The sequence below is a fragment of the Massilia aurea genome, assembly GCF_014200505.1.
Lineage (GTDB): Bacteria > Pseudomonadota > Gammaproteobacteria > Burkholderiales > Burkholderiaceae_D > Telluria > Telluria aurea_B.
In genome coordinates, this window is record NZ_JACHBX010000001.1 from 1,608,196 (window position 1) to 1,625,711 (window position 17,516).

Annotated in this window: 14 protein-coding genes and 1 pseudogene; 8 read left to right on the forward strand and 7 right to left on the reverse strand. The window is 66.7% G+C overall.

Annotated features, from left to right (window positions below; all coding sequences use genetic code 11):
• The first annotated feature begins 120 nt into the window (after positions 1–120).
• The 3 genes from HD842_RS07145 to HD842_RS07155 all read left to right on the forward strand — a co-directional run bounded on the left by HD842_RS07145 (position 121) and on the right by HD842_RS07155 (position 2,294).
• Entirely contained in the window at positions 121–1,188 is a 1,068-nt protein-coding gene (locus HD842_RS07145) for a catalase family peroxidase (protein ID WP_221290143.1), read from the forward strand.
• Positions 1,185–1,715, forward strand: coding sequence for a cytochrome b (locus HD842_RS07150; RefSeq protein WP_183552640.1), 531 nt, complete (start codon positions 1,185–1,187; stop codon positions 1,713–1,715). Before HD842_RS07145 ends, HD842_RS07150 begins: the two co-directional genes overlap by 4 nt.
• 114 nt (positions 1,716–1,829) lie before the next feature.
• The gene (locus HD842_RS07155) at positions 1,830–2,294 is read left to right on the forward strand and encodes a hypothetical protein (RefSeq protein WP_183552642.1); all 465 of its coding nucleotides are present in this window, start codon (positions 1,830–1,832) and stop codon (positions 2,292–2,294) included.
• Positions 2,295–2,303: 9 nt separating this feature from the next.
• On the opposite strand, the gene HD842_RS07160 is transcribed toward HD842_RS07155, so the two are convergent.
• The 5 genes from HD842_RS07160 to HD842_RS07180 all read right to left on the reverse strand — a co-directional run bounded on the left by HD842_RS07160 (position 2,304) and on the right by HD842_RS07180 (position 8,470).
• Positions 2,304–3,770, reverse strand: coding sequence for an MFS transporter (locus HD842_RS07160; RefSeq protein WP_229424625.1), 1,467 nt, complete (start codon positions 3,768–3,770; stop codon positions 2,304–2,306).
• Positions 3,767–4,936 (reverse strand): HlyD family secretion protein, encoded by a 1,170-nt coding sequence (locus HD842_RS07165; RefSeq protein ID WP_183552644.1) that lies wholly within the window; start codon positions 4,934–4,936, stop codon positions 3,767–3,769. Before HD842_RS07165 ends, HD842_RS07160 begins: the two co-directional genes overlap by 4 nt.
• A 15-nt stretch (positions 4,937–4,951) precedes the next feature.
• On the reverse strand, positions 4,952–6,412 hold the full coding sequence (locus tag HD842_RS07170) for an efflux transporter outer membrane subunit (protein WP_183552646.1): 1,461 nt from the start codon (positions 6,410–6,412) through the stop codon (positions 4,952–4,954).
• Between the two features lie 118 nt (positions 6,413–6,530).
• A complete protein-coding gene (locus tag HD842_RS07175; RefSeq protein WP_183552648.1) occupies positions 6,531–7,460 on the reverse strand; it encodes a LysR family transcriptional regulator in 930 nt (309 codons plus the stop codon).
• A 50-nt stretch (positions 7,461–7,510) separates the two neighbouring features.
• Entirely contained in the window at positions 7,511–8,470 is a 960-nt protein-coding gene (locus HD842_RS07180; RefSeq protein WP_183552650.1) for a chemotaxis protein, read from the reverse strand.
• Positions 8,471–8,853: 383 nt separating this feature from the next.
• On the opposite strand from HD842_RS07180, the gene HD842_RS07185 reads away from it, so the two are divergent.
• The 5 genes and pseudogenes from HD842_RS07185 to HD842_RS07210 all read left to right on the forward strand — a co-directional run bounded on the left by HD842_RS07185 (position 8,854) and on the right by HD842_RS07210 (position 14,272).
• Positions 8,854–9,177, forward strand: a complete 324-nt coding sequence (locus tag HD842_RS07185; RefSeq protein ID WP_183552653.1) for a hypothetical protein — start codon at positions 8,854–8,856, stop codon at positions 9,175–9,177.
• 20 nt (positions 9,178–9,197) lie between these two features.
• A complete protein-coding gene (locus HD842_RS07190) occupies positions 9,198–9,956 on the forward strand; it encodes a hypothetical protein (RefSeq protein WP_183552655.1) in 759 nt (252 codons plus the stop codon).
• A 129-nt stretch (positions 9,957–10,085) separates the two neighbouring features.
• Positions 10,086–12,079, forward strand: a pseudogene (locus tag HD842_RS07195) (M13 family metallopeptidase).
• A 93-nt stretch (positions 12,080–12,172) separates the two neighbouring features.
• Positions 12,173–12,979: a hypothetical protein gene (locus tag HD842_RS07205; protein WP_183552661.1), complete on the forward strand. Its 807-nt coding sequence runs from the start codon at positions 12,173–12,175 to the stop codon at positions 12,977–12,979.
• Positions 12,980–13,087: 108 nt separating this feature from the next.
• Complete coding sequence (locus HD842_RS07210; protein ID WP_183552663.1) at positions 13,088–14,272, forward strand: FAD-dependent oxidoreductase; 1,185 nt, start codon at positions 13,088–13,090, stop codon at positions 14,270–14,272.
• Here HD842_RS07210 and HD842_RS07215 read toward each other — a convergent pair.
• The gene (locus HD842_RS07215) at positions 14,269–16,680 is read right to left on the reverse strand and encodes a DNA polymerase II (RefSeq protein WP_183552665.1); all 2,412 of its coding nucleotides are present in this window, start codon (positions 16,678–16,680) and stop codon (positions 14,269–14,271) included. The two genes, HD842_RS07210 and HD842_RS07215, sit on opposite strands and share 4 nt — an antisense overlap.
• Position 16,681: 1 nt before the next feature.
• The gene (locus tag HD842_RS07220) at positions 16,682–17,470 is read right to left on the reverse strand and encodes a ferritin-like domain-containing protein (RefSeq protein WP_183552667.1); all 789 of its coding nucleotides are present in this window, start codon (positions 17,468–17,470) and stop codon (positions 16,682–16,684) included.
• Between the last annotated feature and the right edge of the window lie 46 nt (positions 17,471–17,516).

Sequence of the window (17,516 nt, forward strand, 5' to 3'; positions counted from 1 at the left end):
AGTACCGCCGACGCAACGGCGCGACAGAGGACGGCACGCATCAATTTGTTAATCATGCGACAATTCGCCACCGAATTTTCCGGCTGTATGTACCAACACCTTTTCAAGAGAGTGCCGCCCATGTCACCGCCCAAGCCCCGCCACGGCTCCCCGCTATTATTGCTCCCGATCGCGCTGATCATCATCGCGCTGGCCGTCCTCTTCGCCTGGATTGGCGGCTGGTTCGGCAACAAGAATGTCACGCCCCAAACGATGGTCAATACCGCCGAAGCCTCCGGCACGCAGCAACCGGGCGTGCGCCGTGCGCATGCCAAGGGCATCTGCATCGTCGGCACCTTTGCACCAACGCCCGCCGCTGCGCAGCTGTCCACGGCGCGCGTGTTTTCGCAGCCGTCGACGCCCGTCCTCGGCCGCTTTTCCAGCCCTGGCAACGACCCGCATTCGCCCGACAACAAGGCGGCCGTGCGCGGCATGGCGCTGCAACTGAAAACGGACGATGGCCAGGAATGGCGCATGGCGATGAACAGCTTCCCGTTCTTCGCCGCGTCCACCCCGGAAGCCTTCCAGGCGCTGAACGCCGCCCGCCTGCCCGACCCGGCGACCGGCAAACCGGATCCGGCCAAGATGGACGCCGTGCTGGCTGCCCATCCAGAGATCAAGAAGTTCATGGCATGGTCCAAGAGTGCGCCGACGCCCGACAGCCTGGCCAATACGCGCTTTAACGGCGTCAATGCGTTTCGCCTGTCGAATGCCGCTGGCGTGACGCGCGCCGTGCGCTGGTCGATGCGCCCGCACACGCCGTTCGTGGCGGCCGACCCCGAGCAACTGAAAACCGCCGACCGCGATTTCCTGGCGGCCGATCTCGATCGCCGTCTGGCGGCCGGGCCGCTGAAATGGGACATGGTCATGCAGTTCGCCGAACCGGGCGACCCGATCGAAGACCCATCCAAAGCCTGGCCCGACACGCGGCCCGAAACGCTCGCCGGCACGCTCACGCTCGTGCGCGCCGAACCGCAAGTCGCCGGCCCGTGCCTGGATCTGAACTTCGATCCGCTGATCCTGCCGAAGGGCATTGCCGGCACCGACGATCCGGTGCTGCACGCGCGCTCGTCGATCTACTCGGTCTCGTTCAACCGCCGCGAGCGTGAAATCAGCACGGGCAACCTCCACACCGGGAGCGTGCGATGAACCGCCCACGCCACTTCAATCTGCTCGCCCGCGTACTCCACTGGTCGATGGCAGCCGCCATCCTGGCGATGCTGTTCGTCGGCGCCGCCATGGTGGTGTCGCTGCGCCACCGCGAATTCCTGCTCGACCTGCACCGCCCGCTCGGCCTGGCGATCCTGCTGCTGGCGATCGTGCGCCTCGTGAATCGCCTGCTGAACGCACCGCCGCCGCTGCCGGCGGATCTGCCACGCGTCCAGGTATGGGCGGCCACCGCGTCGCACTGGGCGCTGTACGCGCTGATGCTGGCCATGCCACTGATCGGCTGGGCCATGCTGTCGGCCGGCGGCTATCCGATCGTGCTGTTCGACGGCGTGAACCTGCCGGCGATTCTGCCGCACAGCCCCGCCATGTACGGCTTCCTGCGTCCGCTGCATGGCGTGCTGGCGTATGTGCTGTTCTTCACCATCCTGGCGCACCTGGGCGCGGCGCTGTACCACGCGTGGGTTCGGCGTGACGAGGTGTTCGGGCAAATGGCCAAGGGCGACTGAGTTATCGGTGCAGCACCGCACCGAGCGTGCGCACCCATCGACGTATCGTATTGACTCCATCTGCAGCGGACGCACAAGCACCCCCGCTGCGGATTCACTTTCAAGCGAGACGTTATGCAAAAATACACAGCAGCCATCGTGGGTGGCTTGATCGCAGGCGTGGTCACGACGGCCGTCATGGTCGCAGGCCGCAAGTCCGGTGTGCTCACCAAAACGCTCGACCGGGATGCGGTCGACTGGATCGACGATGTGACGGGCTCGCGCGCCGTCATCGGCGACGCCGGCACCAGTGCCGTCGAATTCGTCAATCACCTGGGCGCCTCGGCCGCATTTGCCGCCGCCGTCCCGAAGCTGCGCGAACTGGCACCAAGCCTGTCGCCGGCCGCCATCGGCACGCTGTACGGCACGGCCCTGTACGCCGTGAATATCGGCGCCATCGCGCCGGTCCTGGGCATCACCGAAGGCGAAGTAGCGGCCGGCCCGCGCAAGGCCGGCGAGCGCTGGGCGATCCACGTGCTGCAAGCCGTTGTCACGGCCGTCCTGGCTGACCGCCTGACCGGTCCTTCGCGTCGCGGTTGATCCGGCTCCTCAGTCGAAGCGGCGCTGCAACACCAGCAGCGCCGCGCCACCCAGCCCCACCCACAGTACGATCCAGAACAGGTCCTGGCCTGCCAGCAGGCCCGCTTGCCGTGCCAGTTCGGCGCCGCCATCAAACAGCAGCGACGATTTCTCCGCCAGGCGCGATGCATGCAGCGCCGTGCGCTCCTGCAGCCCGATATTGGTCATGCCCACGCCCAGCGCGAGGCCGGCCTGTCCCAGCATGTTTTTCAGTTGCTGGGCATTCGAGAACACCACATTGTCCGCCTGCAGCTCCTTGAACGCGTGGATCGCCGTCGTCGCCATCCCCAGCGTCAAAAAGCCGCCGAACAGGCCAAGCCAGAAGATCACGGCGTCCCACGCATACGCGCGCGGATCGAGCGTCGCGAAGCGCCAGCCGAGCAAGGCCAGCATCAGAAAACCGGTGACGAAAAACTTGGTCGGATGCGGGCGCCGCTTGACCAGTTCGAGCATCACGAAAAACGCGATGACCGTGGCCAGCAACCCCGTTCCCTGTAGTTCGCCGGCCTGCTCCAATCCGACGCCAAGGCCCTTCTGCACCACCTGCGGCAACAGCGTGTTGACCATGCCGAGCATCGCGTAACAGACGCTGAAGATGACGAGGCCCAGCCGGTAGCGCGGGCTGCGCAGCACGCCCAGGTACAGGAACGGCGCGCTGCGACGCGCATGCAGCAACCCGAACGCAGCCAGCAGCGCGAGCCCCAGCACCAGGTGCGCCAGGAGCGATCCGCGTTCGCCATGCCAGTCATACGTCAGGTGCTGCAACGCGTACAGCGTGATGGCCGCGCCGGCCGCCAGCAGTATCGCGTCGATGGCATGCATGCGCGATGGCGACCCGCCGGAGGCGCGATCGAGCGTAACGGCGTCCTGCGGCATCCAGCGCGCGGCGATCAGCGCGCCAAGCGTTGCCAGCGCGGCGAGCACCAGGAACATCCCGCCCCACGCTTCGTGGCCCAGCATCTTCGCGGCCACCCAGGGCCCGAGCGCCAGCCCGCCCGACAACGCGGCGCCGTACGCGGCGATGCCCTGCAGGCGCTGCGGCGATGGCGGAATCAGGTTGACCATCATGCGCGAGACCGTCATGAACACGCCGCCGCCCAGCGCCATCAGCAGGCGGCCACCGGCAAAGCCGGCCACGCTGGCGCTCGTGGCACACACCCACGCGCCGAGCAGGTAGAACAGCACGGCGCCCAGCAGGTAGTTGCGCCAGCCGAGGCGCTGCAGCAGCACGGTCATCTGCGAAATCGCCAGCACCGCCACGGCGGCGTACAGCGCCGAGACCGTCGCGTACTCTTCGGGCGAGGCGCCGATGTGGCCCATGATTGCGGGTGCAGCCAGCACCGTCATGCCCGTCGACAGAAATTCGATCAGGTTGAACACGAAGATGGCGCCCAGCAGCGCCGGACGCGGCGTCGTGCCGATGGCGGCTGCGGTCAACGCGCCACCACGGCCGCTGGTGCGCCAAGCGCGCGGCGGATCGCCGCGTCGGCGCCGTGCGACTCCGTCTCGAACACGACCGTCTCATACGAATGGCGCACCGCGCCGGCCTGCATCAGGCTCGGACCATCGGCGCGGCTGGTATCGATCGCGACCTTCATCGACAGACCGAGGCGCAGCGGGTGGCGCGCCAGCTCCTGTGCATCGAGCGCGATGCGCACCGGCACGCGCTGCACGACCTTGATCCAGTTGCCGGTCGCGTTCTGCGCCGGCACGGCGGCAAACGCGCTGCCGGTACCGGCTTCCTGGCCGGCCACGCGGCCATGAAACACGACGTCGGCGCCGTACACGTCCGACGTCACGGCCACCGGCTGACCGATGCGCACGTCCTTCAGCTGCGTCTCTTTCAGGTTGGCCGTGACCCACATCTGGTCGAGCGGGACGATCGCCATCAGCGGCGCGCCTTGCGCCACGCGCTGGCCGATCTGTACATTGCGGCGGGCGACGATGCCGCCCACCGGCGCGGCCAGCGTCGTGCGGGCCAGGCCCAGTGACGCATCGCGCACGCCGGCAATCGACGCCAGCACGTCCGGGTGCTGCTCGAGCGTCGTGCCGTCGACCAGCGCGAGCGCCGCATCGACCTGCTGGCGCGCGGCGTTCAACGCGGCGCGGGCGGCGCCCACGGCATCGTCCGCGTGGCGGATGTCTTCGCCCGACACGGCGCCCGTATCGGCCAGCTGACGGCGGCGCGCCAGATCGCTCTCTGCCCGGGCCAGGTCGGACTCTCGCTGCACGACAGTTGAGCGCAATTGCCCGACGCCGGCCAGCTGCGAGCGCACCTGGCGCGCCGACCTGGCCAGCGCCGCTTCGGCGCGGTCCAGCGCCAGCCGGGCGTCGACGTCGTTGAGCTGGACCAGCACCTCGCCCGGCCGCACGAAATCCGTGTTGTCCGCTGCGATGCGCGTGACGGTGCCCGCGACCTGCGGCGTGACGTGCACCAGATTGCCCTCCACGTAAGCGTCTTCGGTCTGCTGGCTGTTCCAGCCGATGCCCAGCACCCCGGGCGAAGACCAGGCAATGCCGGCGGCTGCGGCCAGCACGGCGGCGCAAAGGCCTAGCGCCAGCTTGCGCCGGCTTTGCGGCGTGTGATTCGTTTGTTCAGTCATGTGATTCCAACGTTCTCAATGAATGGCGGCCTGAAAGCCCCCGCCCAGCGCGCGCACGAGATGTACGTCCAGCGTGTAGGCACGGGCCGCGAGGTCGGCCTGGCCCCGGCGCTGCGCGACGACCTGGGTTTCGGCAATCAAGACCTGCACGAAGTTGCCCAGGCCCGCGCGGTAGCGCTGCTCGGCCAGCGCGTAGGCTTCTTCGGCCGCGCCAAGCGCCGCGTCCTGCTCGCGCCGGCGCTCGCCCAGCCAGCGCAGCGACGTCAGTTGCGCACTCACGTCACGCAGCGCTTCGAGCACGGCGCCGTTGTACTGCGCGACGGCGAGATCGTAGTCGGCGTTACGCGCCGCCAGATTGCTGCGCAGGCGCTCGCCGTCGAGCAGCGGCAAAGTCACGAGCGGACCGGCAGCAAACGTGCGGCTGCCACCCTGCACCAGCCGGTCGAAGCCCAGGCTGGCCAGGCCACCCGAGACAGTCAGGTTCACGGTCGGATAGAACTGCGCTTTGGCGACGTCGATGTCGCCGCTGGCCGCTTCAACCTGCCAGCGCAGCGCCACCAGTTCGGGCCGGCGACCGAGCAGCGCGGCGGGTATATCCGCCGGCACGCCCGGTGGCCGGGCTGGCGCCATGTGCGGCCGCGCGATCGTCGCACCGGCATCCTGCCCCTGCCCGCTCAGGGCCGCGAGCTGGCCGCGCGTCAAGGCGAGTGCTTCGTCGAGCGCCGCGATCTCGCCGCGCGCCGACGGCACGCCAATTTCGGCCTGCCGGAGTTCCGCCTTGCTATCCAGTTGCGCCGCCACGCGCTGGCGTACCAGATCGGCGATGCGGGTACGCTGGCGCAGTTCCTGTTCGGCCAGGTCGCGCCGCGTGTACAGGTGATCGAGCTGCAGATAGGCTTGCACGACGGCGCCGGCCACGGCCAGACGCGCTGCCTGTGCTTCGGCCTGGCGTGCATTCACGCGTCCCGCAGCGGCGGCCACGCCAGCCGCGTTCTTGCCCCAGAAATCCAGTTCGTAGCCGAGGCTGACCCCGAGGTCATTCGCCCACTGCCAGCTGCCTGCAAGGGGTTTCGGTACGCTGCCGTTGTCGCTGTAGCGCTGGCGCACCGGGTGCGCCGTGGCGCTGGCCTGCGGCGCCATTGCGGCGGCCGCCAGGCCTTCAAGGGCGGCCGCCTGGCGCACGCGCGCCAGTGCGGCAGCAATCGTGGGACTGGCCGCGCGCGCGCCGTCGACCAGTTGGTCGAGCTGCGGGTCGCCGTAGGCACGCCACCAGTCCTGCGCGGGCCAGAGTGCAGGTGCAGATGCCGGCAGCGCCTGAGCCGAGAGCGCTCGCGTGGAATGGGCCGCCGCGTCGACATTCAGGCGGGCGGGCGTGGGCTGCGGTCCCATCGACACACAGCCAGTCAGTAACAGGATCGCAGCGCCCAGTGCCAGGCGGCATGCGCTCCGGTCCGGCGTGCGTGTGGGTTGAAGCATGGTGTGCCTCGGCGTTTTTCGGGAAGGCCGAAGCTTACGCGGCGCGGCCCGTGCCGGCCATGCCGTCAAACGCATGCAGGTCATGCAGATTCTGCATGACCTGCATGCACCTGATGGCTCAGAGATCCACGGATACGGGGTCCGACGCGGTCAGCGTGGAACGCACGAACGCGCGCAGCCAGACATTGGCCGGATCGCGATGACTGCGCTCGTGCCAGTACAACGCCAGATGCACGGGTGGCAGGTCGATCGGCAGGCGCGCCAGCACGAGACCCAGGTCGCGTGCCAGTGGCCGGGCCAGGCGCAGCGGAATGGTGGCGATGGCGTCGGTATGCAGCGCGATGTGGGCCGCTGACGTGTAACTGGGCACGTGACACAGGATGCGCGACGGCGCGAGCAGCGTCTCCAGCTTGCGCGTGACGGCCCCGTTGTGCTGGCTCGTCTGCTCCATCTCGATCAGCACGTGACGGTGCGTCAGGTAGGCATCGCGATCGAGCTGGCCGGCGCACGGATGCCCGGCCCGCATCACGCATGCGTACTCGTCGGTCCAGAGCTTGCGCCGGCGGATATTGTTGACCAGTTGCGGGAAGCGGCCGATGGCCAGGTCGATGTGACCGCGCTCGAGCTGCGCCTCGATCGCGCCCGGGTCGATGTGCACGCTGCGCAGTTGCAACCCGCTAGCGCCATCTTCCAGGCGCGCCAGTCCGGCCAGCAACTGCGGCAGGATGTTGACGACGGCGCCGTCGACCATGTACAGGCCGAACGAGCGCTGCGCCGTGAGCGGATCGAAGACAGCGGGACCGCTGTCGAGTTCACGCGCTGCGTCGAGCACGGCCGCGATCGGGCCTGCCAGCGCCAGCGCGCGGGTGGTCGCGACCATGCGCTGGCCGGTACGCACGAACAGCGGGTCGTCGAAGTGGGTACGCAAGCGGGCCAGCGCGCGGCTGACCGTGGGCTGGCTCATGCCGAGCAGTTCGGCGGTGCGGGTAAGGCTGCCCTCGCGCAGCAGGCTGTCGAGGATCAGTAACTGGGACAGGTCGGGAATCACGGCCGCATCATAGCACCGGGCCTGCGCGGCGTGATCCCCCCTGAGCTGGCTTACGCGCCCAGTACCTTGCGCAGTGTGCGCGACAGGTCTTCGGCCGAGAACTTGGCGACGTAGGCGTCGGCGCGCACGTTCTTGACGTGTTCCTCGTTGGTGGTGCCCGACAGCGACGAATGGATCACCACCGGCAGGTTGCCGAAGCGCTGGCTCGACTTGATGTTGCGGGTCAGCGTGAAGCCATCCATCTCCGGCATCTCGAGGTCGGTCAGCACCATCGCGACGCGGTCGTACACGGTACGGCCTTCGGCTTCGGCAGCAGTCGCGATCGAACCCAGCTGATCCCAGGCTTCCTTGCCGCTCTTGGTCATGATGAATGGCAGGCCCATCGCGTCCAGACCTTGCTCGATCAGCGCACGGGCGACGACCGAATCATCGGCCGCCAGGATGACGCTGCCTGGCTTGATCGAGATCTTGTTACCCACGGCCTGCGACAGGTCCTGGCGGTCCTGCTCCGGGTTCAGACGGCGCAGGATGGTTTCCACGTCGAGCACCTGGGCCAGACGGGCCGGCTGGCCCTCGGCTTCCGGCAGGCGGGCGATGCTGGTGACCATGCCGGTGCCGGCGGTGTTCTCGGCCGTCATGACCTGGCTCCAGTCGAGACGTACGATTTCTTCGACGCTCTCGACGGCAAACGCCTGCGTGGTGCGCGCAAATTCGGTCACCAGCATGATGTTCAGGCCCGTCTTGGGCGTGACACCGGTGATGCCCGGCAGGTCGAGCACCTGGATGATGTGGCCGCGAAGGTTGACCACGCCCAGCACGTGCTGCGGTGCGCCGGCGACGGCGGTGATTTCGGGCATCGCCACGATCTCGCGTATCTTGAAGACGTTGATCCCGAACAGTTCGTTGTGGTTGCCCTGCGCGTCGCCACCGAGGCGGAACAGCAGCAATTCGAACTTGTTCGTTCCCGTCAGATTGCTGCGCTCATCGACTTCTTGTTGTACCGATTTCATGGCTGATCCTGTCAAAAGTAATGCTGTCCGGAAATCATTGTAGACGGGCTGCAGGTCCTTGGGTCATTACAGACCGAAAGCGTCGCAGATTTAGCGTCGGTCGGTGCAAAAAAACCACGAATTGTCACACCTACCGTTCCGGACTGCCATACAGTCGCTCGCCGTCCGGCGGCCATGTGGCGAAGAATACACCCGAACCTGAGCGCATGCGCCCCTGTCAGCGCGCCTGCGATCCCGCGCAACCGGACCCGGCTGGCGGACTGCCCGCACTGCATAGCGCAGTATTGACAGGAGATTTAGAACAGCGCCAGTATCGTTTGAAGGCGGATCAGGGATGGCGACTGCAGCACCATTAGCGAACTCGTTGGTGGAAGGGACAACCCATGCATCTATTTGGCAAATTCACCGTGTCAGCACTTGCCGCGACGCTCACGCTGTCCTCATGCGTTCAGCGACCGGCAGCCGTCGCCGGGCCGGCGGCACGGCCCATACCGTGGCCAACCACGTTGACGCCCCTCGGCGACGGGTATCCCGCAGTCGGTGCGCCCTGTCGGCGCGTCGGTGAAAGCGCGGCCACCAGCAATTTCCTTGACCACACCGCCCTCCTCGTCGGGTGCCCGACGCAAGGCGACGCGATGCAGCTCGGCGGCAAAGTGATCGCAACCGTCGACGGCATCACGCTGGTGTCGGTACCGTTGCGCCCATGACACGTGTGTCCGGAGCCCCCATGTCACATGCCCTTTTCGCCGCACTGTACGCCATTACCCTGCTGCTGGCAGCGCCCGCCGCAGCCCAGCAACAGACCGATGTCGTGTTTGCCCCTGGCCGCCACACCGTCACCCTGACTGGCGCGATCAAGGGCGATGCCGACCACGGCTACCTCGTCGCTGCGCGCGCAGGACAACTGCTGACGGTGGATTTCAAACCGACCAATGCATCGGCGTATATCAATGTCATTGCGCCGGACAGCACCGGCGAAGCACTGTTCGTGGGCTCATCAGGCGGCAATCACTTCGCCGCCTCGGTGCCGGTCGAGGGATCGTACCATGTGCTCGTTTATCTGATGCGCAATGCCGCGCGCCGCAACGAGGTCGCCCGTTACACGCTGCGCATCGATCTTCGAGACGCGTCAGCAGCCGTCATGTCAGCCGCCACCATGCCAGCCGCCAGCGCGCCGTCCGCTAGCGACGCACTCGTTCCTGGCACCCGCTTCCACGCGACAGCAGAGATTACCTGCACGACGTCGGCCGGCAGCAGGCCCGGTCCCTGCAAGGCAGGTGTCATTCGCCGCGCGGGCGGCACCACGACCATCGAGCTCACCACGCCCGACGGGGGCCACCGGCGCATCTTCTTCACGAACGGGCAGGCAATGGGCAGCGATGCTGCCGCCGGCCTGGAGGTGCAACGGCAAGGCGAGCTCCAGATCATCCGGATTGGCGCCATCGAAGTCTATCGGGTCCCGGACGCGTTCGTCGGCGGCGGGTAAGCGCGCCTTCTGTCATGCCTTACCTCATTGTGCTTCACTGAGTCACTGCCAGCGACTGCCAACCACTGCGGGAGAAGCGACATGAAACACGTGCTCCGTATTCTGTTTGCCCTCACGCTGACGTTCTGCATGGGGCCGTGGGCGCTGGCCGCCCCCGCCGCACAGGCGGCGATCGGTCAATGGGGCGTCGACACGACCGGCCTGTCCACCACGGTGCGGCCAGGCGACGACTTCTACCGCTATGTGAATGCCGGGTGGCTCACGACCGCCACGGCGCCGCCCGGCCTGCCCGCGATCGATTCCTTCGTCGAAGTCTATTTGTCCACCGAACAGCGCGTGGCCGGCATCGTCGCACAGGCGCGCGAAACGACGGGGGCGCCCGGCAGCCCCGAGCAGCTGATCGGCGACTTCCACCGCTCGCATGCCAACCGCGCGCGCCGCGACGCGCTGGGCATCACGCCGATTGCCAGCACGCTCTCGATCATCGCAGGCACCACCGACAAACGGGAACTGGCCCGGATCATGGCCTACCCGTGGATCGACGGCTTCTTCCCGGCCGGCCCCATGACCGATGCGGCCGTCCCGACGCGGCAGATTGCGGCGCTCGGTGTCGGTGGCCTGACCATGCCGTCGCGCGACTACTACCTGACCGAGGCCGAACCGTATATCGGGCACCGCAAGGCCCTGCTGGACTACATCGCCGCGAGTTTTCGCCGCGCAGGATTTGCCGATGCCGATGCCCGCGCCAGCAAGGTGCTGGCGCTGGAAACCGCGATCGCCAGGCGGCACTGGACCGTGGCGCAGCGCCGTGACGTGGTCCGGATGAACCGTGTCATGACGCCAGGCGAGCTGAAAAAATATGCGCCTGGCTTCCCCTGGGACACGTATCTGGCAGAACTACAGTACAACAAGCAGCCAAAATTCAAGGTCACGACCGATACGGCGGTGCGCGACCTGGCCCGGCTGTTTGCCGCCACGCCGGCCGCCGATCTCCAGACTTTCCTCGTCTTCAAGACGCTCGATGCCTGGGCCGATTCGCTGTCGGAACCCTGGGTGCAGGCGCATTTCGATTTTCACAGCAAGCGGCTGCAGGATACGCCGCAGCGGCGCCCCGCCGAACTCGAAAGCATCATGGCGGTGGGGTCCGCGCTGGGCGAAGAGATCGGCCGCATCTATGTCGCCCGGTATTTCGGGGCCGCGGAGCGCGCGCAAGTCGAAGAGATGGTGACGTATCTACGCACCACCTACCGCGACCGGATCAGCAAGCTCGACTGGATGGATGCGCCAACCCGCGCCGCGGCGCTGGATAAACTCGACAAAGTCACGCGCTACATTGGTTATCCCGAACGCTGGCATGACCGGTCGAACGTCCGCATTGCCGCCGATGACCTCGTCGGAAACTATCGCAGGCTGTTCGACTGGATGCGCGCGGACGACCTGCAAAAGCTGAATGAACCAACGCGCAAATGGGAGTTCCCCTACAGCCCCCAGGAAATCAATGCGGGTTACACGCCATCGGCCAATTCCATCACGTTCCCTGCCGGGATACTCCAGCCGCCCTTTTTCGATCCGAACGCCGACGCTGCGGTGAACTTCGGCTCGATCGCGGCCGTCATCGGCCATGAATTCGGCCACGGCTTCGACGACCAGGGCAGTCGCTCTGACGGCGAGGCAAGTTGCGCGAATGGTGGTCGAAGGCGTCGCGCCGCGAATTCGAGAAGCGCACGCAGGGCCTGGTGGTCCAGTTCGACGGGTACGAGGTGCTTCCTGGCCTGAAGATCAACGGCCGCCAGAACCTTGGCGAGAACATCGGCGACCTGGGTGGCCTGTCGGTTGCCTACGCGGCTTACCGCAGTTTCGTGCAAGAGAAACAGGGCGGCAATGCACCGATTCTCGACGGCTACACCGGCGACCAGCGCTTTTTCCTGGCCTGGGCCCAGCTCTGGCGCAACATCACGAGCGAGGGCGAAACACGCCGCCGCACACTGGCCGACCCGCACAGTCCCGGCGAGTTCCGGGTCAATGGCATCGTGCGCAATATCGACGCCTGGTACAAGGCATTCAATATCAAGCCAGCCGACAAGCTGTACCTCGCGCCGGAAAAACGGGTGAAAATCTGGTGAACCGGATCTGGTGAACCGGACCTGGTGAACCGGATCTGGTGAACGACTTGATGCGCTGGCTTTCCTTGACAGATGATTCCTGGGAGATCGCTGATGACGAAAACGATGAAACAGTTTGTCGTGGTATGCGTGGCACTGGCCACCGCCTTGACCCCAACGGCGTCCATTGCCGCCAGCGCCGACGATCTGCGTGACCTGGTCGGCGCCCGCGCCGCCGGTGGCGAGAGCGAGCTCGAATCGCGGGGCTGGGTGTCGATCACCGGCCACCAGTCGGGCAGCGCTTCGTATACCTATTGGTGGAATGCCTCGCGCAAGCAGTGCGTGATGGTCAGGACGAACGATGGCCGGTTCGCGGCAATCTCCGACGTGGCCAACGGCGACTGCAACCAGAAAAGTGACAACAACAATGCGGCAGTCGCGATCGGCGCCGTCGGCGCCATTGCGCTCATCGCAGCGCTGGCGTCACACAAGTCAGGTCACCACGACAATGGCCAGCACTACTCGGACCGGGAGCAGGAAGCCGATTACGAGCGCGGTTACAACGATGGCATCTACAACCAGCCGTACCACAACTATGCACGCCGGGATGCGTACAGTTCCGGCTACGAAAGCGGGGTCCGGCAACGGGGCCAGAATTCGACCTACCGTGACGATCACCGCTGGGGCGGCGGTTATGCGCCGTCAGTGGATGTGTCCGACCTGACCGGCGCCCGCGCATCGGGCGCCGAGAACAGCCTCGAATCGCGCGGGTTCATCCGCGTCGATGGGTTCCAGTCGGGCGGCGATGGCAAAGGCACGATCTGGTGGAATGGCCGTACCCGACAGTGCCTGCAGGCCATCACCGTGGATGGCCGCGTCGACAGCCTGGCTGATATCGGCAGCCATCGGCGTTGCCGCTGACGTTGTACAGCGCCGCCGACGACGACGACGACGACGGCGCCCTCCGGGGCCGAGCGTGCTCTACCGGCAGCGAGGTATACTTGTGCAACTATTTCCACAAGGATACCTATGGCTGCTTCCCCTGCCAAGCGCCTGCATATCGGCGTCATCGGCGCTGGCACTGCCGGCCTGGCCACGGCAATCGCCTTCGCCCGCGCCGGACACACGGTCGACGTGTTTGAAAAACACCCGGCGCTGGCAACGCTTGGCGCCGGTGTCCTGATGCAGCCACAGGGCGTGGCGGCCCTCGATGAACTGGGCGTGGGCGCAGCGTTCAACGCCATCAGCCTGCCGATCGATCGCCTCGTCGGCCAGTGCGAGCGTGGCTGGACCCTGGTCGACATCCCCTATACCGGCCTGCAGGCGCGCGCCGTCAGCCGATCGGCGCTGGGCGGTGTGCTGGAACGGGAATCCCGCGCCCTGGGCGTGCGCCTGCACTTCGGCTGCCCCGTCGGCGCAATCGGCGTCGAGAACGGCGCTGGCACAGTCGATGCAGGTGGCGTGTCGCACCGCTTCGACCTGGTCGTGATCGCCAACGGCGCCTCGTCGATGCTGCCGGCGGCCACCGGCCTGGCGGTGGCCTCACACCAGTACAAGTGGGGCGCGCTGTGGGCCCTGATCGATCTGGACGACTGGCCCGATGCGCATCTGCTGGCGCAGCGCTACGGCGGCACCGAGCGCATGTACGGCATCATGCCGACCGAGCGTGTGAACGGCGCGCTGCGCGTGTCGCTGTTCTGGAGTCTGCGCAGCGACCGCTATGACGCCTGGCGCGCCGCACCGCTGGATGACTGGAAACGAGAACTGCTCGCGCTCTGGCCCGAATCGAAGCCGGTCGTGGACCGTCTCCATTCGCACAGCCAGCTGGCGTTTGCCCGCTACCACCACGCGCGGCCGTCACGGCTGGCATCCGGCCCGATCTGCATCGTCGGCGACGCCGGTCACGCCATGAGTCCACAACTGGGCCTGGGCACGACGCTGGCGGTGCAGGACGCGCTGGTGCTGGCCCGTTGCGTCGATGTACACGGCGCGGCCGCCGGGGTACTGCGTTATTCGGCCAGCCGACTGCGCACCGTGCGCGCCTACCAGGCCCTGAGCCGGACGCTCACGCCATGCTTCCAGCTTGACGGCAAGGGATTGTGGCGCGACCTGCTGTTTGCCGGCGCGCTGAAGGTCCCGGGCAGCCGCTACCTCATGTATCGCAGCATTGCCGCGCCGCGCCGCTGCCTGCGCCAGGCCTGGGCCGCAGCCTAGAACAACGCGCCCTGCCCGCTGGTGATGTGGCGGGTAAGACTAGCAAAACTGTCGCCCAAAAACGGCAAGATCGCGTCGGCGATGGGTTCGAGCTGGCGCGTCAGATAATGCTCGTAATCGATCGGCGAGCGGCGCAGCTCCAGCGGCTCGGGCCCATCGTGCGTCATCACGTAGCGGATCCAACCACCCTTGCGGTATAGCGCGTGGCGGCCGTTGCGCAAGTGGTGTTCGTCGGCCATGCGCGCGGCGCGCACGTGCGGCGGGACGTTGCGTTCGTAGTCGTCCAGCGCCCGCCGCAGGCGCTTGCGGTACACCAGATCGTCATCGCACTCGCCACGCAGCATCCGCGCCACCAGCTCACGCACGAAGTCCTCGTACGGCTCGCCCTTGAAGATCCGTTCGTACAGGCCTTGCTGGAACTGCTGCGCCAGCGGCGTCCAGTCGCTGCGCACCGTCTCCAGGCCCTTGTAGACCATCTCGTCGCCGCCTTCAGGCGTGGTGGCCAGCCCGGCGTAGCGCTTCTTGCTGCCTTCGTCCGACCCGCGCACGGTCGGCATCAGGAAGCGCCGGAAGTGCACGTCGTATTCCAGTTCGAGCGCGCTCTCGATGCCCAGTTCAGTTGCCAGATGCATCTTCCACCAGCCGTTCACATGATTGATCAATGTGTTCCCGATGCGGCGCGCATCGTCTTCGCTATGCGGACTGCCGAGCCAGACGAAGGTCGAATCGGTGTCGCCGTAGATCACCTGGTAGCCCTGCTCTTCGATCAGCGCGCGCGTGCGGTGCATGATGTCGTGGCCGCGCATCGTGATCGACGAGGCCAGGCGCGGGTCGAAAAAGCGGCAGCCGGTCGTACCGAGCACGCCGTAGAACGCATTCATGATGATCTTGAGCGCCTGCGACAGCGGCGCATTCTGCGCCTTCTTGGCCGCTTCCCTGCCCGCCCAGACTTGCGTGACGATGTTCGGCAGGCAGTGCCGGGTGCGCGAAAAACGGCCACCCCGGTAGCCGGGCACCGTGGTCTCCTCAGGCTCGCGCAGGCCCTCGATCAGGCCCAGCGGGTCGATCAGGAAGGTGCGGATGATCGACGGGTACAGGCTTTTGTAATCCAGCACCAGCACCGAGTCGTACAAGCCCGAGCGTGAATCCATCACGAACCCGCCCGGGCTGTCGGCGCCCTCGACGTCGCCGATATTCGGCGCCACCCGGCCCTGACGGTGCAGCAGCGGCATGTACAGGTGCTCGAACGCGGCCACCGACCCGCCGCTGCGATCGGCCGCCAGCCCCGTCACGCTGGCCCGCTCGAGCAGGAAGTCCAGCAGCCGGGTCTTGTCGAAGATGCGGGTGACCAGCTCGCAATCCATGACGTTGTAATAGGCCAGCGCCGGCTTGTCCTCGTTGAACATGCGGTCGATTTCGGCCATGCGGTCATGGGGGTTGTCGATCGCCTTGCCCACGCCCAGCAGCGTGCGCGAGACGTTTTCAAGACTGAACGACGGGAAGGTCCAGGTGGCCGAATGCAGCGCGTCGATGCCGTCGATGACGAGGCGCCCGGCAATGCAGATGAAGTAGTGTTCCTGGCCGCTGCCTTTACCACCGCCTTTGCCACCAGCCTCGCGCCACTCGATCGCGCTGCCGTCGCGACCCAGGCGCAGCGGGCGCTTCATGCCCTCGGCATGGCGCTGCAGCACGCGCATGTCGAACTGGATCACGTTCCAGCCGATGATCGCGTCGGGGTCGTGCTGCACGAACCACGCTTCCATGCGATCGAGCAGCTCGCGCCGCGTGGCGCAGTAGGCGAGATCGTAATCGCGCGGGCCATCGATGCCATTGGGTGGTCCCAGCATGTACACCTGGCGCTGCCCGCACCCTTCGAGCGCGATCGAGCGCAGCTCGCCCTGGAACGTGGTCTCGATATCGAGCGACACGGTGCGGATGGTCGGCCGGTAGCCGGGCGCGGGCTTCATCACGCCATCGACCAGCAGGTGCGGATTGCCCTCGACCGGCTGACCCGCAAATACGACGGGCGCGGTAATGAAACGCTCCATCAGGTAGCGCTCGGGCGGGCGCACGTCGGCCTCGAACACGTCCAGGCCATGCTGGCGCAGGCGCCGTTCGATCTGCATCAGCTGACGGTATTTACGGCAGTACAGGCCGGCGACGGGCCGGTGTTGAAAATCGAGCAGATCGAGCGGGCGCAATTCCCAGCCCCGTTCATCCTGCAGCAGTTGCTCGACGGTGCCGCGCTGCGCTTCGGGAATGAACGCAACCGGGGTCTGCACAGGGATGCGCACGCAGCGCGGGCCGGCGTCGGTGGCGAGCCAGAATTCGACTTCGCAGCCGGCAGGCGTGTCGCGCCAGTGGCGCGTCAGCAGAAAGCCGGTGCTGTCCGGCGCCGCATCGTCCATGTCAGCGATAGCGTTCCAGCTCGGCCTCGGAGAAACCGGCCGCACGGCGCCCTTCGATGTTGAAAGGGCCTTTGAGCACGGGCGCCTTATAGCGCACCGTGAGTTCATCGTAGGTGGCGATCGGCTCAAGCCCGCGTGCCAGGCACAGTTCGAGATACCAGCGGTTGCCGATTTCGACGTGCCCCACTTCATCGACCAGCAGGCGGTCGAGGATCAGCGCCGCAGCGAGGTCGCCCGCCTGCGCGATCTTCTTGCGCAGCGGCGGGATCGCGTCCAGACCCCGCGCTTCGAGCGTGCGCGGCACCAGCGCCATGCGCGCCAGCACGTCGTCACTGGTCTTGGCGACCATCTCCCACAGGCTGTCGTGGCCCGGGAAGTCGCCGTACGCATACCCGAGCGTGCTCAGATGATCGCTCAGCATCGTGAAGTGCAGCGCCTCTTCATCGGCCACCAGCAACCAGTCGCGATAATATTGCTCGGGCATGCCATCGAAACGCCACAGGGCGTCGAGCGCCAGATTGACGGCATTGAACTCGATGTGCGCCAGCGCGTGGACCAGCATCGCGCGCCCTTCCGGCGTGCCCATCGAGCGGCGCCCAACCTGCAGCGGCGGCACCAGTTCTGGGCGCGCCGGACGGCCAGGAATGCCGGGCGGCGCCATCATGACGGTCTGAGTATCGATGACGACCTGACCGGCCTTGCACGCAGCAGACAGCGCGGCGACCGCCCTGGCTTTGGCGGCGGGGTCGTCATCGAGCAGTGCGTGCAGCGCGGCGGCGCGGAGTTCCATGGTGTTTGCTAATCTGACGAAAGCGGGCATTTTACCCAATCTGCCG